Annotated in this window: 21 protein-coding genes; 11 read left to right on the plus strand and 10 right to left on the minus strand. The window is 42.3% G+C overall.

From position 1 onward, the window contains the following. The first annotated feature begins 71 nt into the window (after positions 1-71). Both rluF and K8B83_RS20365 read left to right on the plus strand, forming a co-directional pair. Positions 72-953 (plus strand): 23S rRNA pseudouridine(2604) synthase RluF, encoded by an 882-nt coding sequence (rluF, locus tag K8B83_RS20360; RefSeq protein WP_188738207.1) that lies wholly within the window; start codon positions 72-74, stop codon positions 951-953. Between the two features lie 549 nt (positions 954-1,502). Then, positions 1,503-4,211, plus strand: coding sequence for a PAS domain S-box protein (locus K8B83_RS20365; RefSeq protein ID WP_223420124.1), 2,709 nt, complete (start codon positions 1,503-1,505; stop codon positions 4,209-4,211). Here K8B83_RS20365 and K8B83_RS20370 read toward each other — a convergent pair. Beyond that, positions 4,174-5,298: an IS630 family transposase gene (locus K8B83_RS20370; RefSeq protein WP_223418185.1), complete on the minus strand. Its 1,125-nt coding sequence runs from the start codon at positions 5,296-5,298 to the stop codon at positions 4,174-4,176. The two genes, K8B83_RS20365 and K8B83_RS20370, sit on opposite strands and share 38 nt — an antisense overlap. Positions 5,299-5,350: 52 nt before the next feature. Here K8B83_RS20370 and K8B83_RS20375 point away from each other — a divergent pair, with 52 nt between their 5' ends. Both K8B83_RS20375 and K8B83_RS20380 read left to right on the plus strand, forming a co-directional pair. Then, complete coding sequence (locus K8B83_RS20375; RefSeq protein WP_223418192.1) at positions 5,351-5,614, plus strand: LexA family protein; 264 nt, start codon at positions 5,351-5,353, stop codon at positions 5,612-5,614. 37 nt (positions 5,615-5,651) lie between these two features. Further along, positions 5,652-6,374 carry a putative bifunctional diguanylate cyclase/phosphodiesterase gene (locus K8B83_RS20380; protein ID WP_263283561.1) on the plus strand — a complete coding sequence of 241 codons (723 nt, stop codon included), beginning with the start codon at positions 5,652-5,654 and terminating at the stop codon, positions 6,372-6,374. Positions 6,375-6,458: 84 nt separating this feature from the next. Here the strand turns inward: K8B83_RS20380 and pyrC are convergent, their stop codons facing one another. Further along, entirely contained in the window at positions 6,459-7,496 is a 1,038-nt protein-coding gene (pyrC, locus tag K8B83_RS20385) for a dihydroorotase (RefSeq protein WP_188738211.1), read from the minus strand. A 215-nt stretch (positions 7,497-7,711) separates the two neighbouring features. Here pyrC and K8B83_RS20390 point away from each other — a divergent pair, with 215 nt between their 5' ends. From K8B83_RS20390 to K8B83_RS20405, 4 genes are all read left to right on the plus strand, one after another. Then, positions 7,712-8,716 carry a WD40 repeat domain-containing protein gene (locus K8B83_RS20390; protein ID WP_223418776.1) on the plus strand — a complete coding sequence of 335 codons (1,005 nt, stop codon included), beginning with the start codon at positions 7,712-7,714 and terminating at the stop codon, positions 8,714-8,716. A 321-nt stretch (positions 8,717-9,037) separates the two neighbouring features. Beyond that, positions 9,038-9,319, plus strand: a complete 282-nt coding sequence (locus K8B83_RS20395) for a DUF134 domain-containing protein (protein ID WP_188738213.1) — start codon at positions 9,038-9,040, stop codon at positions 9,317-9,319. Positions 9,320-9,364: 45 nt separating this feature from the next. Next, on the plus strand, positions 9,365-9,796 hold the full coding sequence (locus tag K8B83_RS20400) for a transcriptional repressor (protein WP_188738216.1): 432 nt from the start codon (positions 9,365-9,367) through the stop codon (positions 9,794-9,796). A 53-nt stretch (positions 9,797-9,849) separates the two neighbouring features. Beyond that, entirely contained in the window at positions 9,850-11,559 is a 1,710-nt protein-coding gene (locus K8B83_RS20405) for an FAD-dependent oxidoreductase (protein ID WP_188738218.1), read from the plus strand. 95 nt (positions 11,560-11,654) lie between these two features. On the opposite strand, the gene lysS is transcribed toward K8B83_RS20405, so the two are convergent. The 6 genes from lysS to K8B83_RS20435 form a co-directional block, all read right to left on the minus strand. Further along, on the minus strand, positions 11,655-13,157 hold the full coding sequence (gene lysS / locus K8B83_RS20410; RefSeq protein WP_188738220.1) for a lysine--tRNA ligase: 1,503 nt from the start codon (positions 13,155-13,157) through the stop codon (positions 11,655-11,657). Positions 13,158-13,212: 55 nt separating this feature from the next. After that, a protein-coding gene (gene prfB, locus K8B83_RS20415; RefSeq protein WP_188738222.1) for a peptide chain release factor 2 occupies positions 13,213-14,311 on the minus strand; the annotation gives its coding sequence in 2 pieces (ribosomal slippage) (positions 13,213-14,235 and positions 14,237-14,311; 1,098 coding nt in all). Between the two features lie 215 nt (positions 14,312-14,526). Next, positions 14,527-16,191, minus strand: coding sequence for a methyl-accepting chemotaxis protein (locus K8B83_RS20420; RefSeq protein ID WP_188738224.1), 1,665 nt, complete (start codon positions 16,189-16,191; stop codon positions 14,527-14,529). A 116-nt stretch (positions 16,192-16,307) separates the two neighbouring features. After that, a complete protein-coding gene (chrA, locus tag K8B83_RS20425; RefSeq protein ID WP_188738226.1) occupies positions 16,308-17,459 on the minus strand; it encodes a chromate efflux transporter in 1,152 nt (383 codons plus the stop codon). 149 nt (positions 17,460-17,608) lie between these two features. Further along, the gene (gene rlmC, locus K8B83_RS20430; RefSeq protein ID WP_188738228.1) at positions 17,609-18,742 is read right to left on the minus strand and encodes a 23S rRNA (uracil(747)-C(5))-methyltransferase RlmC; all 1,134 of its coding nucleotides are present in this window, start codon (positions 18,740-18,742) and stop codon (positions 17,609-17,611) included. Beyond that, the gene (locus tag K8B83_RS20435) at positions 18,732-19,199 is read right to left on the minus strand and encodes a MarR family winged helix-turn-helix transcriptional regulator (protein ID WP_188738230.1); all 468 of its coding nucleotides are present in this window, start codon (positions 19,197-19,199) and stop codon (positions 18,732-18,734) included. Before K8B83_RS20435 ends, rlmC begins: the two co-directional genes overlap by 11 nt. A gap of 173 nt (positions 19,200-19,372) precedes the next feature. On the opposite strand from K8B83_RS20435, the gene K8B83_RS20440 reads away from it, so the two are divergent. Beyond that, on the plus strand, positions 19,373-19,564 hold the full coding sequence (locus K8B83_RS20440) for a cytoplasmic protein (RefSeq protein WP_188738400.1): 192 nt from the start codon (positions 19,373-19,375) through the stop codon (positions 19,562-19,564). Between the two features lie 62 nt (positions 19,565-19,626). On the opposite strand, the gene K8B83_RS20445 is transcribed toward K8B83_RS20440, so the two are convergent. Beyond that, positions 19,627-20,007 (minus strand): SpoIIAA family protein, encoded by a 381-nt coding sequence (locus K8B83_RS20445; protein ID WP_188738232.1) that lies wholly within the window; start codon positions 20,005-20,007, stop codon positions 19,627-19,629. Positions 20,008-20,144: 137 nt separating this feature from the next. Further along, positions 20,145-20,699, minus strand: coding sequence for a TMEM165/GDT1 family protein (locus K8B83_RS20450; RefSeq protein ID WP_188738234.1), 555 nt, complete (start codon positions 20,697-20,699; stop codon positions 20,145-20,147). 467 nt (positions 20,700-21,166) lie between these two features. On the opposite strand from K8B83_RS20450, the gene K8B83_RS20455 reads away from it, so the two are divergent. After that, positions 21,167-22,369: an aromatic amino acid transport family protein gene (locus K8B83_RS20455; protein WP_188738235.1), complete on the plus strand. Its 1,203-nt coding sequence runs from the start codon at positions 21,167-21,169 to the stop codon at positions 22,367-22,369. A gap of 134 nt (positions 22,370-22,503) precedes the next feature. Further along, positions 22,504-24,660 (plus strand): S46 family peptidase, encoded by a 2,157-nt coding sequence (locus K8B83_RS20460; RefSeq protein ID WP_188738237.1) that lies wholly within the window; start codon positions 22,504-22,506, stop codon positions 24,658-24,660. Positions 24,661-24,687 lie beyond the last annotated feature (27 nt).

Genomic DNA, 24,687 nt, shown 5'->3' on the forward strand with positions numbered 1-24,687 from the left:
ACAGTTTATGCTATTATCTGCGCCGATTAAGCCTGCCATTGCAGCGCGTTTATGTTGATAAAGGAACCGCTATGAGTGAATCTGCAACCCGTTTAAATAAATACATCAGCGAGAGCGGGATCTGCTCGCGCAGAGAAGCCGATCGCTTTATAGAGCAAGGTAATGTATTTATTAACGGCAAACGCGCAAAAATTGGCGACACGGTAAGTTTTGGTGACAAAGTAAAAGTGAATGGCCAGGACATTGAACCGCGTGACGAAGCAGATTTAGTGTTTATTGCCTTAAACAAGCCTGTCGGTATTGTGAGCACAACAGAAAGCACCGAGCGCGATAACATTGTCGATTTTGTTAACCACAGCGAACGGATTTTCCCGATTGGTCGTCTAGATAAAGACTCGCAAGGGTTGATATTTTTAACCAACAATGGCGATTTAGTGAATAAAATTTTGCGCGCGGGCAATAACCACGACAAAGAATACGTGGTTACCGTTAACAAACCTATCACCGATGATTTTATTAAAGGAATGGCCGCTGGTGTACCGATATTGGGTGTAGTGACCAAAAAGTGTAAGGTTGAGCAGGTTTCAACCTACGCCTTTAAAATTGTGTTAGTCCAAGGCCTTAACCGCCAAATTCGCCGCATGTGTGAATACTTCAACTATGAAGTCACCAAGCTTGAACGCCAATCGATTATGAATGTGTCACTTAAAGGATTACCCATTGGCGAATGGCGCGATTTAGACGAGCAAGAGCTCAGCACCTTAATGAAATTAATTGAGCATTCATCTTCTGAAGTGAAAAAAGCCCCTCAAAAAGCCAAAAAGAAACCTTTAAAAAGTTTGCGCGACAAAATTGAAGGCCCTGAACACTTTATGCAAGGCAGAGGCAGCAAACCTAAAAAGCCAACAACCAATAAAGGCAAGCCAAACCATTCTCGTAAACCCAAACGCTAAATGACCATTTGGCATGACTTAATTTGCACAGCAGCAATATTAGGGCCGTGTTGATATTTCAAGGGTATTTTTGCAGCGAAATGTTGTTCCATTAGGTAAGGCTGAGGCATTAAACCAGAACAACAAATACCACCATAAGGTTTCGTCTAAAAACGGATTCTGCTTTGTTGAGTGGTCTTTACTTCACTCAAGGTGTTTATACCAGCACAAGAATGCGATCATTCTTACTGGTTAAAAGCGATAATCCAGCTGATGTTAATAACAAAGGTAGCCTACGCTACCTTTGTGCCTTTATCCTCACTGCTCGTACTGTAAACAAAAGCTTTACTGGCATGACCATACGTAGCAATATCGATAAATAAATTTGCTGATTTCATGTTAATAATCATTTTACGGCTACACTCAATAGATAGAGCTCGGCGTAAATCCAGAGAGAGGGTGAATACGGAGCAAGAACATTATTAGTGAATTAATATTGGGTAAATTTAAGTGTAATGGATGGCACACCCTTTTACTTGCGGGGAACAAATGGAGAGTTTTTTTAGCTTAATGAATAATGCAGTGCTGCTGCTCGCACTCGTTGTTATCTTCGACGCTGTTAGAATACAAAATTTTGCTTCCGCGCGGTATAAGTCATTCTTTAGTGGCATTTTCATTGGCATTATTGCAATAAGCGTTATGAGTAACCCTTGGGAACTTCGCCCAGGGGTGTTTTTTGATGCTCGTTGGATCCTACTGAGTTTAAGCGGGTTATTTTTTGGTTTTGTGCCAACACTAATAGCCACTTTGCTGACCATGAGCTTTAGGCTGTATCTTGGCGGTGATGGCGTTTATGTTGGCAGTTTAATTATTGTCACCAGTGCGTTGGTTGGTTTGTCCTGGCGCTATTGGTTAATGCAAACTAGCACTAAGCTTAATTGGAAAAACATTCTCGCCATGAGCTTTATTGTTGAAGTCATGGTGATTTGCTGCTTGTTATTAATGCCAACTGACGATCGATACACTATCGTTACCACCATCAGCCCAACACTATTAACGGTTTTTACTGCGATGTCCTTTTTATTAGGATTATTACTTAAACACCGTATCGACAGTCAAAAACTCGCGCAAGAATTATTACGCCATAAACAGTTACTCGAAACTGAAAAAAATCTACTGCAAAATATTATTGATGGCATACCCGACTTCATTTTCTATAAATCGACCGAAGGCAAATACTTAGGTTGCAATAAAGCATTTGCTAACGAGTTAACACTGACTATTGATCAAATCAAAAATCGTACTGACAATGAGTTATTTACACACGCACAAGCCGCGAAATTTATTGCCGATGATAAACAGGTTTTACAGCTTAATAAGACCGTGGTGTATGACGAAAAAATTTGCAGCTCCGACGGAATTGAACATATCTATCGCACCCAAAAAACACCGTTTACGAATATAGAGGGTGATATTTTAGGTGTTGTAGGCGTCAGCCGAGATCTAGCAGAAATACTGAATATCGAAAAACAATTACAGCGTAGCGAATCGACATATAGAAACATAATTAGTACCGCCCAAGACGGCTTTTTTATTGCGTCACTTGAGGGGAAGATAGTAGAGGCTAATCAGAGCTTTGCAAGCATGACGGGCTACAGCATATCTGAGCTTAATAACATGTTTGTCAATGAAATAGAAACCAATACAAAACACCAGTTCTCGGCTAATAACCTCAATATTGCAAAAAACCAAAAACGTTTAAATTTCACCTCAATGCATAGGCATAAGCAAGGGCACCTTTATCATGTTGAGGTTAGCGTAAGTTACTGGGATGGTGATAACGGCATGTTTTTCTGCTTTGTAAAAGATATCTCTGAGCGTATTGAAGCAGAAAAAAAACTATTACTTAGCGAATCTAAATTTAGGCATATTTTTGAACAAATCCCGGCAATTTCAGTTCAAGGATACGATAAAAATAGAACCGTTATTTTTTGGAATAAAGCCAGTGAAAACCTTTACGGCTTTACTAAAGAGCAAGCTTTGGGTAAAAAACTTGAAGACTTGATTATTCCTGAACCTTATCGGCAAGACGTTATCGACAATGTTAATGCATGGATAGAAGATGGCACCCCGATCCCTGCTGAAGAGTTATTACTAAAACACGCCGATGGCACTATGGTGCCTGTTTATTCCTCACACACATTAATCAACAATACCGACAATGAAACCGAAATGTATTGTATTGATATTGATTTAAGCGCCCAGAAACAAGCCGAAGAGCAAGCGCTAACGTTATCGCAAGCCATTGAGCAAAGTCCTATCTCGATGATTTTAACCGACACCGACAGTAAAATTGAGTACGTTAACGCCGCCTTTGAGAGAACCTCGGGCTACAGTGCCGCCGAAGTCATAGGGCAACCCACTAGCATGCTTAAATCAGGACTCACACCAAAATCCTTATACACCGAATTATGGCAGGCCATCGCTGATGGTAACGCTTGGCAAGGCGAGCTGCAAAATAGAAAGAAAAATGGCGACATATTTTGGGAGCACGCCCATATTGCACCTATTTTTGATAACGCAGGAGTGACAAAACATTATTTAGCATTGAAACAAGACGTTACTCAATATAAGCAACAAGAAGAAAAAATCCTCCACCAAGCCCACTACGACAGCTTAACAGGATTACCTAACCGTTTACTTTCGCTCGACAGGCTGGCTCATATGCTTAAACAGGCAAAACAGGCCAATAACCAAATCGCTGTATTATTTTTAGATTTAGACGACTTTAAAAAAGTAAACGACACCTTAGGGCACTCTGTGGGTGACGAGCTACTAATTCAAGCAGCCACCCGTCTGCAAAACACCGTTCGCAGTGATGATGTTGTTGGCCGTCTCGGCGGTGATGAATTTATTATTTTACTGAGCGACATCCACCAGCAAGCCGATATTGAAATAGCAGCAGATAAATTATTACAGCAATTTTATACACCTTTTAAACTCGGGAGTCGCGAGCTGGTATCTACCATCAGTATTGGTATTGCGCGCTACCCTAACAGCAGTGTTGATGCAAAAGAGTTGCTAAGGCAAGCAGATGCGGCCATGTACCACTCAAAAGAACAAGGCAGAAATACTTACACCTTCTTTACCCATAAAATGAATAATGATATGCACCGCCGCCTTCAACTTGAGGAGCAATTGCGTAATGCATTAAAAAATAACAAGCTAGTACTAATTCCATTTAATTCTGACTGTTTAAAAACTTATAAGCTCGGTTGAGTTTCGACCGGGCGTTATCTACATCAAACATCCAATTAATACTAGCCTTCTCGTTATTCCTGGTTGTTTCCCAAGCCTTAAGAGAAAGCCGCAGATCATTCCACGTGCCAATTCGTCTATCCAAACATTGTCTGTTCATCACGCCTATCTCAATTTCTACCATATTTAACCAACTGGCATGTTTTGGGGTGTAGTGAAATTCAATTTTCTTCAAGATACGCCGAGCTTCTGCTGCTGGATAAGCTTTGTATAAAGAGCCTGGGGAGTGCGTTGTGTAGTTGTCTAAAACCAAGTGGATTTTATCGGCATCAGGATAATGAACATCAACCAAATCCCGCATACACGCTGCAAAGTCTTCTCGTTTCTTGGTTGCTGTTGCTTTAGCATGTCGCCAGCCTCTATGCCTATCGTACATCAGATAGATATTGGCCACATCTTCACGCCGGTATTCGTAATCTTCTTTAGCTAAGTGTCCTGGCGAAGCTAATTTGGGCGGTTTCACATGTGACACCAGTTGTTTCATTGCTTCATCAAAATTAACCACAGGATGTTTTTCATCCGCAGGCATTGCATAAATATCAAGTACCTCTTCCATCTGCGCAATGAAGTCGCTATCTAACTCGCCAATACACCACATCTTCTTTTGCCATGGTTTTAATTCATTGTTTTTAAGCCGTTGACGGACGGTTTCCAGCGATACGCTTTCAAGCTCTGTCAGCGTAATTAATCTGTCTGCGATGAGTGATAATGTCCAGCGAGCGCGGCCATCTGGTGGCTCGCTACAAGCAATGCTAACTAATGTTGCATCATCATTAGCTGAGAGTAATTTGGGTTGCCCTGTTCGTTTTCCTTCGGCGAGTGCGACCTTCAGTCCTTCTTCTACGAAGCGTTTTTTGGTTCGGTAAATAGTAGAGGTACTGGTATTGAGTAACTGGCTGATATCTTTATCACTGTGTTGATGTTGGTTTGCAAGCAACAGTATGTTGGCTCGTTTTAACAAGCGAGCATTGTGTAGGCCCTTGCTTAATAAAGTCTTTAAGGTGTGCAGTTCTTCTTGGGTCAACTCTACAAGGTAAGTGATATTCATGGCATGATACTCTCATCTATCAAAGACGATAATTGATCACAAAGCCTTAAAAATGTCGATCCCCACAGAGAAAAAAATTAATTCCGCATTTAGTGTGAAGCAAGGCCAATACCTTGCTTTCATTTATTATTACAGCAAAGTGAATGGGTATCCGCCAGCTCAGGCTGATATCCAGAAGTACTTTGGTGTTTCAGCCCCAACAGTTCATCAGACAATTTTGAAGTTAGAAACAGACAAATTGATCAGCCGAACGCCGAGAGAAAGTCGTTCTTTGAAAGTATTAATAAAGACCGATGAGCTACCATTGGAATGGTAGCTCAATCGATCATAACTAAATTGAAATGGTACTAGAAGTGTATTTTCAACCACTGGTTGATATTAGAAACCGTAACATCGTTGGTGCAGAGGCCTTATTACGCTGGCACAACCCAGAGCTTGGCAATGTTTCCCCAGACGAATTTATCCCTATTGCTGAACAAACAGGGTTAATCATACCCATTGGACAATTTGTCATCGAGCAAGCTTTTTCTGCATCTCACCATTGGCAAAGCCACTTTATGAGCCAATTTAAAATAGCCATTAATGTGTCTCCCAAACAATTTAGAGAAGACAAATTTGTTGATTTACTTACATCATTGTTAGCCCAATACCACATCAACCCTAGCAGTGTAGAACTCGAAGTCACCGAAGGGGTATTGCTCAGTGGCGACCAAATAATCAACAGTAATTTAAGTGCCATTAACGATATTGGCGTTAGCATTTCTATGGACGATTTTGGTACAGGTTACTCATCTTTAAGCTATTTGCGTAGTTACCCATTTGACACACTAAAAGTGGATAAAAGCTTTATTAACGACATTACCGTCGACCCAGGAGATCTAGAGTTGGTAGGCGCAGCTATTGCGATGGGCCATGGGTTAAATTTAAGTGTAGTGGCAGAAGGAATTGAAACAGAAGAGCAATATCAATTATTAAGTGCATTAAAATGCGATTACGGCCAGGGCTATTTATTTAGCAAACCTCTACCTAAAGCTGAATTTGAAGCGCTGCTAGACGCACAACACAAACCTGAATAATACTGCCTACCCTTTACCCATAACGCAACGGCTAACCCAATTGGGATTAGCCGCTGCAATAATGCCGGTAAATGCTAACAGCAATTAAGTGTTTTTCACTTTCCAATTAACGGTTTGCCCAGCAAAAAATGGCACTATTGGATTACCGTTTGGCAGAATAATTTCTTCTGGCACCGTCCACTCTTGTTTTACTAACGTGACAGTACCTGTGTTACGTGGTAAACCATAAAAGTCCGCGCCATGGAAACTGGCAAAACCTTCAAGCTTATCTAGCGCGCCTAGATTATCAAACACTTGGGCGTATAACTCTAACGCACTCCAGGCGCTGTAACAGCCAGCACAACCACACGCTGACTCTTTACGGTGTTTTTCATGTGGCGCTGAATCTGTACCTAAAAAGAACTTACTTGAGCCCGTTGCTACCGCAGCTTGCAACGCCTGCTGATGAATATTGCGCTTTAATACTGGTAAACAAAAGTTATGTGGACGAACCCCTCCCACTAATAAATCATTACGATTTAACAGTAAATGCTGCGGTGTAATGGTGGCGGCCACATTGGCTGAAGATTCAGTAACAAACTCAGCAGCTTCTTTGGTGGTGATGTGCTCAAACACCACTTTAAGCTGAGGTATGGCCTCAACAATGCGAGATAAATAGCGGTCAATAAACAGCTTTTCGCGATCAAAAATATCAATGTGCGACTCGGTCACTTCACCGTGCACTAGCAGCAACATACCTTGCTGTGCCATCACTTCGAATATTGGAAATAACGCATCTAATGCTTTTACTGCAGCATCAGAGTTAGTCGTGGCGCCTGCTGGGTATAACTTAGCCGCAACCACACCGGCAGCTTTAGCGTCGATAATATCTTGGGCGCTAGTGTTGTTGGTTAAAAACAGCGTCATTAGCGGTTCAAAGTCACTGCCTTGAGGGCGCGCTGCTAAAATACGTTCACGGTATGCCACTATCATGCCTGCATTGGTCACAGGTGGCACTAGATTTGGCATTACAATCGCACGTTTGAACAACCTTGCAGTAGCAGGTACGGTTTCACGCAGCATATCGCCATCACGAAAATGAAGGTGCCAATCGTCTGGCGTTGTTAGGGTTATTTGCGTCATGTGGGTTCCTAGTGCTACTACCAAAATTGCCGCTATTGTGCCTGAATTCGCTTTTTCTTAATAGATGCATAATTTGAACGCAGACTTTTCTATATCAAAAAATCATGCCATTTTTAATATAAAGTCGCGCTATTCATGTAGCGACAGACCATTAAAACCAGCGGTAACCCTCTATGTTATTATGTTGAAAGCATCTTTCTTATAGGGGAATTAAATTGTTAGCTAATGCCGGTTCTAGATTACTAATCAATGTGTACTTTATTACCGTAATCACGATAATGATGACTGCCTCTGGCTGCAATCAAGCTGAGGTGATGAAAACCTCCGACAATATTCAACCACTTGTTCAAGAAACGCTAATTGATGGCGTACTGTCTAACGATGCCAGTATGGCTATTACATTAGGCAGAAGCCGTACATTATCAATTTGGGATGTGGCAACAAGCCAACTATTACATCAATGGTCTGACGATGACTTTGATGAAACCAATTATCTGCTGGCGTTATCAGGTAACAAACAATTCCTTGCGACTGCTGGCAAACAAAAAATATCCATTTTTAACCTTGGGACAGGCAAATTAGATATCCGTTGGCCCGCTCAGGGATTCAATCCCGACGCCAGTATTTCGAGCCTTTCTCTAAGCCAAACAGGCAGCACTATTTTGGTGGGGATGAATGATGGTTCAATTACAGTGATACAACGAAGTAGCATGACAATGTCATTATTTAAACAACACAGCGCCGCAGTTAATCATGTTGAACTCTCGGGCTTTGAGCAGCAGGTATTATCGACTGGGCTTGATGGTGATGTACATATTTGGGCTGCTTATAACGGTAAGTTGATCAGCAGTTTCTCACGTCCTCAGCAAATCACCAGCGTGAGTTTTGATGACGTTAATCGGCGCTTATTTATTGCCGATGCACTCGATAACAATGTCATTATCGATACCCAAACAACGCAGTCAGTAAGTCATCTAGATTACCTTGAACGCTATCGCTATTTTCGTCAGGCGTTATTCGTCAATCACGGCAAAAACTTAATTACCGCAACGTCAAAACAAAGTGTTATCTATTGGGATGCCTCATCAGGAAAAGAGCTTTCTCATTGGGATATCACCGCCTATAACGCTGGCACCACGGTATTTTCAATGGTAATGAAACCTGATGGTAAGCTATTAACCTTAAGCTCAGATGGCGCACTTGAGACGTGGAGCTTATAAGTTTATAAGCCACCGTTATAATTAAAATCATTACCGCATTATTTGATTTGTTAGTGTGGCGGATTGGTAATTGGCGCCTCATAGATGCTTGCAATGTTTGGCGTAAAATAATCTCGGATAGAATCAATATCATCACTAAGCCATCACTAACACTCCCAATGCCAGCTTGATTTAGCACAGTGATAAAATCAGTATCGTAGAGTTGTCAGATTTATGGGCTAGATCAAAGATCTGTTTGTATCTCAAACTCTATAAACAATAGAGCTTGCATGTGTGAACCACATTCAGTATATATAGCATATGCTAAAAATGAGGTGTCAAATGGCAAGACCTAAAATACCCCGAAACATATGCGGACAACCAGCCAACATTTGCTTTAAACCTAATGGTATTCCAATGACGCAATTGGAACAGGTGCCTCTAGCAGAGGACGAAATGGAAGCATTACGCTTAGTTGATTTGCTCGGCATGCAACAACAAGAGGCGGCTAAGTCGATGGGCGTATCTCGTCAAACACTGGCCAATTTAGTGAAAGCCGCAAGGCTCAAGGTGGTTGATAGCTTAATTAATGGCAAAGCATTGATGACAAAAAGCATCAACTAAATCAGCAGTACAGTAAACATGTAATGGCGTGAATAGGTAAGGCTAATGCAAGCAGTATTAAAAGACTCTGGCCTCAAAGTAACTCATCAAAGATGTAAATTGCTCGAATTTATCAACCAAGTTGATGAGCAGCATTTAACAGTAGAGAACATCTATCAAGGTATTAACGCACAAGGTGAGAGCATTGGACTCACCAGTGTTTACCGGATGATGTCTGATTTTGAGCAAGCAGGCCTTGTGACTCGTCGTTTGCTTGAATCTGAAAAAACGATTTACGAGCTCAGCAATAAACCACGCCATGATCATTTAATTTGCCTAACTTGCGGCAAGGTCATTGATTTTGTCGACCCGCTAATTGAACTGCGTTTAAGCTTAGCTGCTGAGCATCATGGTATGAGCATTCATCACCACAGCCTTAATATGTATGGCCAGTGCTTTGAGTGTCAAAAAGCACATCAAAACGAATCGATTACCTAAAACCTATTGCGCATTATACATCGGTTTTATGACTTGATTTACTGGAGAAAAGCATGACAAAAATAGTGATTATTGGTGGCGTTGCCGGTGGTGCATCTGCAGCAGCAAGAGCAAGACGAGTATCTGAAACTGCTGAAATTATTATGTTAGAACGTGGCGAGTTTGTATCATTTGCCAACTGTGGCCTGCCTTATCATATTAGTGGCGAGATAGAATCAAGAGATGCGCTATTACTGCAAACGCCCGAAAGCTTTAAATCGCGCTTTAATGTTGATGTGCGAGTATTAAACGAAGTGATCACTATTGATCGCCAGGCTAAACAACTGACAGTACGCAATCTTGCAACCAATGAAACCTACCAAGAATCTTATGATAAATTGCTGCTAAGCCCTGGTGCCTCACCAATTAAACCGCCACTGCCAGGGATTGATAGCCACTTTGTTCATAGCCTGCGTAATATTCCCGATATGGATAAAGTCCTATCCACCTTAATGTTGCATAAGCCCAAACATGCCACGGTTGTGGGTGGTGGATTTATTGGTTTAGAAATGGTCGAGGCACTACGCCATGTTGGTTTAGAGGTCAGTTTACTTGAACTTGCCGACCAAGTTATGGGCCCCGTAGACCTTGAAATGGCCAATATGCTGCACCAAAAGTTAGTGGATAACGGCGTTGATTTACGTTTAAAAACCGGGCTAGCTGCCATAACAGAATGCCCTATTCAATTGACTGAATCAGACAACACGGATGACTACGATAAACCTTTATCACCACATTTTCATTTGCAATTAGCCTTAAGTGATAACACAACACTCGCCACCGACTTAGTGATTTTAGCCATTGGTGTTAAACCAGAAACCAGCCTGGCGTCGGCATGCGGCCTTGAGTTAGGTCTGCTCGGTGGTATTCGAGTTGATGACGAAATGCGCACCTCAGACGCCGATATTTTTGCCGTTGGTGATGCCATAGAGACCGCTGACTTTGTCACTGGTAACCCAACGTTAATCCCACTTGCGGGGCCCGCTAACCGACAAGGGCGTTTAGCAGCCGATAACATGTTAGGTGCAAATATAAAGTATCGCGCCACTCAGGGTACTGCTATTTGTAAGCTATTTGACATGGCCATAGCGTCTACTGGACTCAATGAAAAGACCTTGCTCAAAAAAGCCATTCCATTTGAAAAAATTTATGTGCATACCGCCAGCCACGCCAGTTATTACCCTGGCGCTCACCCTATTACGTTGAAACTGTTATTTAGCCCAGATAATGGCACAATTTTAGGCGCTCAAGCGGCAGGATTAGATGGCGTAGACAAGCGAATTGACGTGCTAGCCGTGGCGCAACGTGCTGGTATGACAGTATATGACTTAGCCGACCTTGAGCTGACCTATGCACCGCCATTTGGTTCGGCGCGCGATGTGGTTAACCAAGCGGGTATGGTGGCTGCAAACGTATTGTTAGGTGATGAACAGATTTGTCACACTCAAGATTTCGTTAACTTAAGTGCAAATCAAATCATCGTCGATATTCGCAATCCTGGTGAATTAACCACTGCAGGGGCTATTGATGGCGCGATGAATATGCCACTGCCACAACTGCGTGACCGACTTAATGAGCTTCCAAAAGACAAAGAGTTATTGGTATTCTGTCAGGTTGGTTTACGTGGACATGTTGCTTATCGCATGCTCACTCAACACGGCTTTAAGGTGCGTAACCTCACGGGCGGTTACAAAACCTTCCAAATGGTCAACGCTCGCTTTTAACTTAAGAGTCACTAAAACAAAAGCAGCAACAAAAAACCAGCCCGCAGGCTGGTTTTTTATTATTACTCAATATTGGCCCAAGCCAACAAGGGCGATTACGCTTGTGGGCGCATCGCTGGGAATAAAATCACGTCACGAATGGTATGAGTGTTAGTGAATAACATCACTAAACGGTCGATACCAATACCTTGACCCGCTGTTGGCGGTAAACCGTGCTCAAGGGCTGTGATGTAATCTGCATCGTAGAACATAGCTTCGTCATCGCCTGCATCTTTTGCATCGACTTGTGCTTTAAAGCGGTTGTCTTGATCTTCTGCATCGTTAAGCTCGCTAAAGCCGTTAGCCACTTCACGACCACCAATAAAGAACTCAAAACGGTCGGTAATGAAATCGTTGTCATCGTTACGACGTGCAAGCGGTGAAATGTCTGCTGGGTAACCGGTAATGAACGTAGGTTGCATTAACTTAGGCTCTGCGGTTTCACCAAAAATTTCTTCTAGTAACTGGCCACAAGTCCAGAATTTTTCTAGCTTGATGCCTAAGCTCTTCGCTAAATCACGCATAAACTCAACGTCTTTCACTTGCTCGTAGGTCATTGCTTGAATGGTAGCGTTATCTGGATTGTACTTTTGAATGGCTTCTAACATGCTTAAACGCGCATAAGGGCCACCAAAGTCAACAGTGTGCTCACCGTATGGCATTTGTGCACTGCCTAATAATTCAATGGCGATTGAACTGAGCATCTCTTCAGTTAGGTCCATTAAATCTTTGTAATCAGCGTACGCCATATAGAATTCCATCATGGTGAATTCAGGGTTATGACGTGGTGATAAGCCTTCGTTACGGAAGTTACGGTTAATTTCGAACACACGTTCAAAACCACCAACCACTAAACGCTTAAGGTATAGTTCTGGCGCGATACGTAAATACATGGCCATGTCTAACGCGTTGTGATGAGTGACAAATGGACGTGCAGATGCACCACCAGGAATAACATGCATCATTGGGGTCTCAACTTCCATGAACTCTTTTTTGATCATGAAGTTACGAATAGCAGCAACCACTTTAGAGCGCATAACAAATGCATTGCGCGAGTCTTCGTTAACAATTAAGTCAACATAACGCTGGCGGTAACGTGTTTCTTGATCAGTTAAACCGTGGAATTTTTCAGGTAATGGACGCAATGCTTTTGTCAGCAGTTGGTATTCTTCCATATTGACGTACAAGTCGCCTTTGCCAGATAAATGCAACTGACCTTTAACACCAATAATGTCACCAATATCTAAACCTTGGTAACGTTCTTTTAAATCACCCTGTACTGATTTATCCGCATACGCTTGAATACGGCCAGACACGTCTTGAATCACTAAAAATGGACCACGCTTAGCCATAATACGGCCAGCTATACTGGTTTGAAAACCTAGCGCTTCTAGTGCTTCTTTAGTTTGCTCACCATATTGCGCCTGAAGCTCAGCCGCTTTATGGCTACGTTGCCATGTATTTGGGTGAGCATTGGCTGGGCAGTCTGTGCGGATGTGTTCTAATTTAGCGCGACGCTCTGCAATCAGTTTGTTTTCATCTTGTACGTGTTCGGTCATGTTATATTCTCGCGTTTACTCGCCACACTGTGATGCATGGCGAAAAAGTTAATTGTTAAAGTCCTGATTTTAGGCTGGCTTCAATAAACTTATCTAAATCACCATCCAACACAGATTGAGTATTACGATTCTCAACCCCTGTACGTAAATCTTTAATGCGTGCATCGTCTAATACGTATGAACGGATTTGACTGCCCCAGCCAATGTCTGATTTAGCATCTTCAGCGGCTTGTTTATCGGCGTTTTGCTTGTGCATTTCTAACTCGTATAACTTAGCTTTTAATTGCTTAAAGGCTGAGTCACGGTTTTTATGTTGCGAACGGTCGTTTTGACATTGCACCACGGTATTGGTTGGCAAGTGAGTAATACGCACCGCAGAATCGGTTTTGTTAACGTGCTGACCACCCGCACCAGAGGCGCGATAAGTGTCAATACGTAGATCAGATGGGTTGATCTCGATTTCAATGTCGTCGTCAATTTCTGGGTAAACAAACACCGAGCAAAAAGACGTATGACGTTTACCTGATGAGTCAAACGGCGATTTACGCACTAAGCGGTGTACGCCCGTTTCGGTGCGCATCCAGCCAAATGCATACTCGCCATTAAATTTAATGGTTGCGCCTTTAATACCCGCAACATCACCATCGGTAACTTCCATTAATTCTGGGCTGTAACCATGGGCTTCGCCCCAACGCAAATACATGCGCAATACCATATTGGCCCAATCTTGAGCTTCAGTACCGCCAGAACCAGATTGAATATCCAAGTAGCAATTTGAGGCGTCATTTTTACCTGAAAACATCCGACGGAATTCTAAATCAGCTAAACGAGCATCTAGGGTTTTTAATTCAGCGGCTGCATCGTTGAAGGTTTCTTCGTCGTCTTCTTCGATGGCTAATTCAAGCAGCCCTTCGATATCTTCAAGGCCTGCATCCATATCATCAATGGTTTTAACAACGGCTTCAAGTGCAGCGCGTTCTTTACCTAAAGCCTGGGCACGCTCAGGCACGTTCCATACTTCAGAACTTTCAAGCTCTCGACTGACTTCTTCTAAACGTTCACTTTTAGCAGCGTAGTCAAAGATACCCCCGAAGTAGCTCAGTACGTTCAGCAAGCTCTTTGATTTTGAATTTTACCGGATTAACTTCAAACATGAATATTCAACTTAAATTAGCGGTTAACAAAAAGGTGCAACGGCGCATTTTACCCCATGACACGCGCTAAACCTAGACCGAAAGGCCGATTATTAACAAACAAATGACGAATAAATTTCAGCAACCCAATCGTTTTACCAACCCGCTTTTTTGCATAAAAAATGAACTCACCTGGAGTTCATTTTTGTGTGCCATAAACCCTATGTGTTATGACATTAAATTTTAAACTGGCCTACCAACTTAGCTAAGGTTTGCCCTTCATTGGCAACATCTTTACAGGCTCCAGAAGCGTCTTGACTGGCGGCTAATAACGAGTTAACAATTTCTTGTACTGAATTGACATTGCGATGAATTTCTTCTGTCACAGAACTCTGCTCTGTCGCCGCAGTCGCGATTTGAGTACTCATATCACTAATACTGGTAACCGATGAGGTGACCGCGCCTAGGCTTTCAGAGATTGCACGTGACGATTCAACCGAACTTAAACAGCTGGTTTGACTATCTTGCATGGTCTGCACTGCTTTGGTCATTAATTTATGCAATTGCGATAACATATCGTTAATTTCTACCGTGCTACTTTGTGTGCGGCTAGCGAGGTTTCTGACCTCATCAGCAACAACCGCAAAGCCACGCCCTTGCTCACCGGCACGGGCCGCTTCAATGGCAGCATTTAACGCCAGTAAGTTAGTTTGTTCAGCAATGCCACCAATCACACTTAATACCGAATTAATTTTTTGCGATTGCTCACTTAACGATTTTACGTCTGCTGCGGCATTGTCGATTTGCTTCATTAGGTTAGACACTTCAGTTAATGAGGTATCAACACACTCTTGCGCCTTGGTAACATTGTTTGATGCTGTATGCGTTGCATCTGCCACCATACTAGTATTGTGGGCAACATCATTTGCTGTTGCCGACATTTCAGTAATTGCGGTTACAATTTGATCAATTTCATTGTTGTGACTGTATAGTTGCTCAGTCATTGAAACCGTTTGACCACTGATACTTTGCGCACCGTGCTTAACCCTATCTGTCGCACCAGCAACATCACTAATAATATGCTGCAGCTTGTCGACAAATAAATTAAAAGCGCTACCTAGCTGGCCAATTTCATCTTCACTGGTCACATCTAAACGCTTGGTTAAATCGCCTTCACCTTTAGCTATGTCGTTAAGGGAATTAGCCATATTTTGGATCGGCACAACTAGCTTGTGCGCCATAACAACAACCACAAATGCGGTAATACCTGTTAAGCCGAGCGCCATCAGCAAAAACATCAACGCCTTGTTATTCATGCGCTCTGCTTTTTCATCATGAAACTTGGCAATGGCTTGCTCTATATCGTCAATATAAGCACCAGTACCCAACATCCAGTTGGTATTAGGCACCATAACGGCATAACCCAGTTTTTCGATTAACTGTTCAGTGCCTGGTTTTTTATAAAAGTAGGAAAATATGCCATCACCAGATTTTGCAGCATTTAATAACCCAACAATAATTTTGGTGCCATTGGGGTCAGCCATATCGATTTTATTTTGGCCTTCGAGCTCAGGCATAGTGGCATGGAAAATATTTTTTCCAGTATCATCGTATATAAAGAAATAACCTGCGCTACCAAATTTCAAACCGCGTAATGCTTGGTTAACGTCACCTTTGCTACCCAAGGCGAGTTGATACTCAACAACGCCTTGGGCTATTTCAGTTGCTTCTGCGAGTTGGGTTTTTCTTTCTGTAATTAACTCCCCACGAAATTGAGCAATATCATTTTCTAAAGACTTGCCTTCATTCACATAAAATAGACCCAACAATACAGCTAAAATTAACGACAAAGGGATTAATGACAACCCCAAAAGTTTATTGCGAAGGGAGGATTTGGGCATAGCAGTCAGCCTTTTGTTGTAATAATCTATTCAGTATAGATGTTTACAACATCTAGCCAAACTTTGCACATGAATTAAGTGAAACGTGTCGCAAAAACAACCACATTAAAATAACACTATATCAATGTGAGTATGGCGCCCAAAGAGGCAAAACCGATAACAAGCCAAACAATACCCAGCTTAAACACTTTTAATATACTAAAGCCAATAACCACCATGGCCATATCTACAGGCATTTTCACCGCACTGGTAAATACTGGCTGATACAAGGCAGCTAGCAATAGCCCGACTACGGCGGCATTGACCCCAGCTAATGCACCAGCAATGTGAGGACGCTGACTGATTGAATGCCAACTTTTTAGGCCTACTAACATGAGTAAAAAACCCGGTAAAAATATCGCCAAGGTAGCCACAATAGCGCCGAGTATAGGAGATTCTAGCCACATGTCTGCACCTAAAAAGGTGGCCAGAGTAAACATAGGCCCTGGTATGGCCTGAGCAAGCGCATAGCCTGTCAAAAATCTATCTGGGGTAATGTATTCGCCCACGCTGGCTTCTAGTAACGGCAGCACCACATGACCACCACCAAACACGAGACTACCAACTTGAAAAAACTGCGCAAAAACTTGCCACAAACTGTCATCTTGGCCAATTAAAAACAGTGAACTACTTAAACACAAAATAAACAAAATAAGCCAGGGGTAATCAAGCGAGATGGGTGGGTTTTCTGGGACAATATCTTCACCGCGAGTGAGGACTATGACCCCCACTATGGCCGCCACAATTAATACGCCAATTTGCATTAGCATTGATGGCAAAAGCATAATGGCAACCGCTGTGGCTGCCATTAACACTTTAGCGGTTTTACGCTGACAAAACTGACTAAACATGGACAATGTCGCGTCTGCCACTACCACAACTGCAAGCAATTTTAAACCGTGGATCAATCCTTGTACTGCGGTAATCTCTAACCATTGTGCACTGGTAACGGCCAACAAAAATAACAGTAAAAAAGACGGTAAGGTAAAGCCTAAAAAGGCCGCTAAGCCGCCTAATAAGCCACCCTTATGATAACCAATAGCAAAACCAACCTGGCTAGACCCTGGCCCAGGCATAAACTGACTTAAGGCGACAAAACTGGCGTATTGCTTGCCGTCAAGCCACTGTAAATCGTCAACAAATGCTTTTCTAAAATAGCCAATATGTGCAGCCGGACCACCAAAACTGATTAAGCCTAACGCTAAAAAACGACTGAATATCTGCCACATTACCCGCATCCTTTTTATATAGAAAAATCATGTTATGACATAAAAGTGACAATTTTATGAACAAGGCCATTAGGCTAAGACGTTGTGTTGCCTTTATAAACGTCGATAACGCCAAAAAGCATGCTCAACCTAAAACATTGATTTTTTACTTACAACTTTTCTAGCATGACTAATACTTCAAAATGGTCCGTGTGCGCAAACATATCAAATAGCTGCACCTTGGTGATTTGATACCCTGAAATTAGCGCCAAATCACTGATCAATGAGTTAGGGTTGCAACTCGAGTAGACTATAGCCCTAGGCGCAAATTCGCTTAATGAACGGCACAACGCCTCACCTAAACCGCGTCTAGGGGGGTTGACGATAATTAAATCTGGTTTATCTTGCGAAGCTTGCCCTTGAGCAAAGGTTGTTGAGTCTAGTGCACTGAAATCAACATTGGTTAACCCCATTTTTGCAGCCGACATTTTAGCGCATTCAATCGCCTCGGCCTCTATTTCAATACCCGTTAAGCGTATATGTTTGTCGGCACAATGCAGACCAAATCCCCCCACACCACAAAACAAATCCCATATATAGCTTGGGTTAAATTCTGCCACCCATTCACGGGCGGTTTGATATAGCTGTGATGCTACCTCTGGATTGGTTTGAAAAAAGCTCTTAGGGCGTATATACAGCGGTACATGATTAAATTGCTCTTCTAACCGCGTCGCTTCAGTTAAAAAGATTTCTTGCTCGCCTTCTAATATCGCCATATGCACAGGTTGTATATTAACAGACACCAACGCTATAGCTGGAAACTCCTGTAAAAGCTGCGGTAACTCGCGTTCAATCCTAGCTATCGCTTGTTCGCTGCGCATCACAAAGCGCAACATAAACTGCCCTTGTTTTTGGCTGCGTGTCAGTAAAATATACTTAAGTTCACCCTTGGCTTTGTCTACCCGATACGGCGGTAGCCCTGCTTGCTGCACAAAACGCTCTAATCGATGCAGCAGCGTTTGCATATCATGCGGATACAAGCTGCAATCACATAAACTAACAGCCTCACCTTGTGGGTTAACCAAACCTAAAATGGGTTGATGTGCTGCACCTAACGCCACCATTTTTGCCTTGTTACGAAAACCAGACTCAGCGCTCAATACTGGCGGCAGCCATTTTTGGACCTTTAACTCACCAAACAACTTAATAAGATGCTGTTGCTTTGTGTCAATTTGCTGTGCCATTGGCTGCACAATATTACGACATGATAAGCAATCACCTCGTTGAAAATATTCACATTTCACAGCTTGTTGCCTCACCTGAGTTAAGCATGGCAAAAGCGTGATCACACAATTGTTTTAATTGCGCTAACTCCTCCAATGTCCCCCCGACTTTACAGCGCATTTGCTCAGGAATGGATAACGCCTGTTGGTGTAATTGTCGGCCAGCATCTGTCACGTGCAATACCCGCACTCGCTCATCTAATTCACTGCGGCCACGACTAACTAACTCTTTTGTCTCTAATCGCTTTAGGAGTGGCGTTAAGGTACCAGAATCAAGATGCAGTTTTTCACCTAAGGTTTTTACGCTAATACCTGGCTCTTGCCATAACACCATCATCACGAGGTATTGCGGATAGGTCAGTGATAACTCATCGAGCAACGGCCGATAAGCTCGGATCATTGCATTAGTGGCACTATAAAGTGAAAAGCACACTTGGTTTTCTAGTGCTAATGGGTTGGCAGCATTTTTAGTAGACATTGGCTTTACTCAACTAACAAATAATCATAGCTATAGTTTATTAAGCATGAATTATATCACACATTAATTGCGCGCAATGTAATACCTATCAATATGCGCTATAATTCTTAATGTTCAAGTTTTGCTCAATGGTGCCGATAAAGGTAAACGACGTTAAAACTAGAGGATAAATGATGTCAATCAGTGTAAATGCTCCATCATCAATGCCAACAACTATTGATTCAGGTAACAGTTTGAAAGTAGCTGTAATGGCAAAAGAACAGCAAAAAGTAGAAGGCCAAATGGCGCTACAATTAATTGAAGCAGCTGCGCCTGCACCACAGCCCGTAGGTAATAGTGGTCATAACATTAATACCACCGCATAAAGAAAACATGCATAAAAAACCTAACAATTAATGCTAGGTTTTTGTTTTAAATAAATTTAAGTTTAGTAACGTAACCACTTTAGTGCATCATTTTGGTCTTCAAAATACTTCATTTCACCTGACATAAACCAGCTGCCCATTTTGGCCGCCCACTCTTGCCAGTGTTTATTACCTAAAACAGCAACACGTTCAAATTCGGACTGGTGTTTTAACCCTAATTGCAAGTCGTCCCATGCAGCACGTAGCTCCCAACCTTCAAGCTCAGTGGCATCTAACAATAAGCTCACTTTAGGCTGTTCAACTTGGCTAAGGGCGCCTTCAAGCATTGGCGTAATCACCAGATAATCGTCGTGGGTTAAGGTTCCTACGGCTTTTATCGTCACAAAAAAGACATTCTCGATACGGTTTATGCCTATCGATAAACCGTGTTTTTTAATACTCATACCCACTCCCTAGTAAAAAACCAACACCTGAGTTTATATTTTAACCAATACGAGTATGTAGAATGTGGTTAACTGCACAAAATATTCAATTAACAAACAAAACGGTGCTACAAAATAGCAGCGAAAATGGGCATGACTTAATAGATTAATGTTGCAATACCAAGCAGTGCAAAAATCAGCGCACAACCTCGATGAATAAGTGCCATAGGTAACTTGTTCGCACTAAAATGCCCTGCTAACACCACAGGCACATTGGCAATGAGCATACCTAACGTAGTGCCAATAACAACCCAGGTCAGCGACTGATACTTTGCCGCAAGAACCACTGTGGCAATTTGGGTTTTATCACCCATTTCAGCAATAAAAAACAAAATAAATGTGGCGCCAAATGCCCCAAGTTTATAAAAACGATTATCGTCATCGTCGATGTTATCTGGAATAAGCACCCATAAAGCAATAGCAAAAAAACAACCTGCTACAACATATTGAGACCATTGAGGATCTATCCAGTCTATCGACCACTGACCAAACCATGCAGCAATAAAATGATTAATTAAAGTCGCAAGTAAAATGGCACTAATAATGGCCGATTTATTGCTAAAACGGATAGCGAGAAGCAATGCGAGTAATTGTGTTTTATCGCCGATTTCAGCAATGGCAACAGAGAAAGTAGAAGTGAGTAATGCGTCCAATGAAAATATCCCAGGGGTAAATGACAACTAAGCACAAGCCTCCGCATACCCCTTGATGCAGTGATCGTGCTTAGGTCTCGCTGGGTAAACATCACCAATTTACAGTGTGTTACTGTCTGCACCATGGCATGAGGCCAATTATGTTGATACAGACACCTTGCATACGGCATTACGCACGGCAAGATTAGCTACTCCCCTAAAACGAAGGGCATTATAACCGCTTGAACAGTTTGTTCAATCAAGATTTTTTACATTGTAAATTTAACGACCCAATTAAAACACACCGACAGTAACGCCGTAATGCTACACTATTGCAAAAATGACGTGTAAAATAGTTTAGCTTAATGTTATGTAATTGTTTATAAACACAGCTGTTAGCCTTTAACTATCGAAGATCCTTGCCTGCTCTGTCACCCTTCTGCTAATGTCCGACACTATTAAAATAATAATTAGGCAGGACATTTGTCGTGAAATTAAAAACCTTAGGTTCTATTTCTATTGTTGCGGGAACCGCTATTGGTGGAGGCATGCTCGCTTTGCCTTTGGCTACTGCGGCACTAGGAATTATCCCCGCATTAATATTGTTAGTCGTCATTTGGGCTATTTCAGCGTATACCTCTTTACTAATGCTAGAAATAAACCTACGTAGCGGTGTCGGTGATAACGTGCATGTAATTACCGGTAAAACCTTAGGCAAAGTTGGACAACTTATTCAAGGTGGCTCATTTTTAAGCTTATTATTTGCCTTAACTATGGTTTATTTGATGGGCGGTTCATCTTTACTTGAAACCCGCTTAGAGCCTATCGGCATTAATATGAGTAACCAGGTTGCGGTAATATTATTCACAGTGTTTTTTGGTGGTCTAATCGCCATTGGCGTTAAATGGATTGATAAAATATCGCGTATTTTATTTACCGCTATGGTGTTGTTATTGGCTGTCGTTGTCAGCTTTTTGCTGCCTGATGTTAATCTACTTTCAGCGCTAAATAATTACTCAACAACTGTTGCCTCAGGCGATGCTCTGCAGCAACTTTGGTTAGCAGCCATACCTGTGGTGTTTACATCTTTTGGTTTTCATGTGTGTATTGCAACCATAGTACGTTACCTTGATGGTGATGCTGTATCGTTAAGAAAAGTACTCCTGATTGGCTCTACTATCCCTTTAGTTTGCTATGTTTTATGGTTACTGGTTACTCTAGGCTCTTTAGGCGGTGAGGCGGTGCATAGCTTTGGTGGTTCACTGCCTAAATTGGTGGCGGCATTACAAGGTCTTGTTCAATCTAGCATTATTAGTCAGGCCATTGATCTGTTTGCTAACCTTGCATTAATTACCTCTTTTTTAGGGGTAACCATGAGCTTGTTTGATTATGTCGCTGAACTCACCCGTGCCAGAGATGACGTTGCTGGCCGCGCTAAAACCTGGTTAATCACTTTTGTGCCACCACTTTTATGCGCGCTTTACTATCCAGATGGCTTTTTCCAAGTACTTGGGTTTGCGGCTATACCACTTGTGGTGATGATTATCTTTTTACCCATCGCCATGGCGCTCAAACAGCGCGCTCAATTATTGGGTGGTTACCAAGTATCAGGTGGTACATTCGCACTAACCATTACCGGATTATTAGGCGCTCTTATTGTATTTGCACAGCTTATGGTGGCGCTCGGTTAACCCAAGCGGTTAATGATTTGTAAGCGAGTTTTTCAGCCGCTATCATGCAGTAACAACTTTTGTTAAAGTCAGGCCTTGCCTGACTTTTTGCTTTTATGCATCACCATAACATACCGAAAAATGGACTAAATATAATGAAAAAATGGTTATTAACTGCCGCCATCGCCGCCAGTTTTGGCGCTTCTGCTGATGAAGGGATGTGGCAACCACATCAATTACCAGCCATGGCTGACGAACTGAAAGCAAAAGGCTTAGAAATAAGCGCAGACTCTATTTCAAAACTAACAGAATTCCCAATGAATGCAGTAATAAGCCTAGGTGGCTGTACCGCATCATTTGTTTCACCTAAAGGGTTAGTTGTCACCAACCACCACTGTGCTTATGGCGCAATTCAGTACAATTCAACGCCAGAAAAAAACCTGCTTAAAGATGGTTTTTTAGCCAAAACATACGTAGAAGAATTACCTGCCACACCTGGCTCGCGAATATTTGTCACTGAAGAAGTCACCAATGTGACTGACAAAGTCACCGCAGGCCAAATGGATAAAGTCGGCAATGACTTTTACAAAGGTATTGAGCTGCAACAAAAAACCTTAGTGGCTGAGTGTGAACAACAAGAAGGTTATCGCTGCCAGGTGTATAGCTTTCACGGCGGTTTAGAATATTACCTTGTCAAACAGCTTGAAATTCGCGATGTGCGTTTAACCTATAACCCTGCAGCCAGCGTAGGCAAATACGGCGGCGATATCGATAACTGGATGTGGCCTCGTCATACCGGTGACTTTTCATTTTATCGTGCTTATGTATCTAAAGAAGGCAAACCGGCTGACTTTAGCAAAGACAACGTCCCATATGAGCCAAAAAGCTTTTTAAAAGTGTCAGCCAAAGGCGTGAGTGAAGGCGATTTTGTGATGGTTGCAGGTTACCCTGGTCGCACTAACCGTTACCGCACAGCAGATGAAGTAAGCAACCAATTTAACTGGGCGTACCCTGAAGGGCAAGTGCTACAAGCGCGCATGATCGACATTATTAAAGACACTGCACCAGAGGGCAGTGACGAGCGCATCAAGTACGAAAGCTTAATCGCTGGTTTAGCTAACTATGCTAAAAACTTCACTTCTATGATTGAGTTTTATGGTAAATCAACCATGTTAGCCGATCGTCAAAAAGTGGAAAGCGACCTTGCAAACTGGATAAGCAAAGATACCAAACGCCAGCAACAATATGGTGAAACCTTAGCAAACCTTGAGCAACTCGTTGCCAAAAGCCAACAAAACCAAGAACGTGACATTCTCCTTAGTTATATTGGTTACACCACCATGGTGCCAACAGCCCGAAGCTTGTACCGTTTAGCCAATGAAAAAACCCTAAACGATATGGCACGTGAACCTGGTTATCAAGATCGCGACATGACAAACTTTACCTCAAGTATGGAGCGAATCGACCGTCGATACGCTGCCAGTGTTGATAAAGCGTTATTAGCAGATTTACTGACTCGCTATGCGGCATTACCTGCAGAGCAGCGCATTGCATCATTAGATAAAGCATTTGGTATTACCGATAAGTTTGATGCCAAAGCCTTAGCGAAAACCCTCGACAAAATGTATGCAAAAACCAAACTTGACGATAAAGACACTCGTTTAGCCTGGATGAATAAATCGGTTGCTGATTTTAAAGCATCAAACGATCCCTTTATCCAATTTGCAGTACAAACCTATGACGCTGACATGGCGCTAGAAAAAGCCAAAAAGCAATTAGAAGGCGATTTAATGAAAGTGCGTCCACAGTACATGGATGCCATCATTGCCTACAACCGTGAGTTAGGTAAACCCGTTTATGCTGACGCAAACTCAAGCTTACGAGTAACTGTAGGTAACGTAAAAGGATATATGCCACAAGATGGTTTACAGGCCGTACCTTTTACTCGCCTAGAGGGCTTATTAGCTAAAGATACTGGAGTTGATCCATTTGATGCACCAGCTAAACAACTTGAACTGATTAAGCAAAAGCAATATGGCGATTACTACGTTAAAGCCATTGACTCTGTACCGGTTAACTTTTTATCGACCCTCGATACTACAGGCGGTAACTCGGGATCACCTACCTTAAATGGTCGTGCTGAACTTGTTGGATTATTGTTTGATGGTGTTTATGAGAGCATTATTGGTGATTGGGGTTACGACGCTCAAAGCAATCGTTCTATTCAAGTAGATAGCCGCTACATGCTATGGGTGATGAAATATTTAGATAATGCTGACAACCTATTAGCTGAAATGGATATCGCTAAATAGCCCTTTTATCAACTCAGCGACGTTAAC

The organism is Shewanella inventionis (assembly GCF_019931735.1).
GTDB classification, from domain to species: domain Bacteria; phylum Pseudomonadota; class Gammaproteobacteria; order Enterobacterales; family Shewanellaceae; genus Shewanella; species Shewanella inventionis.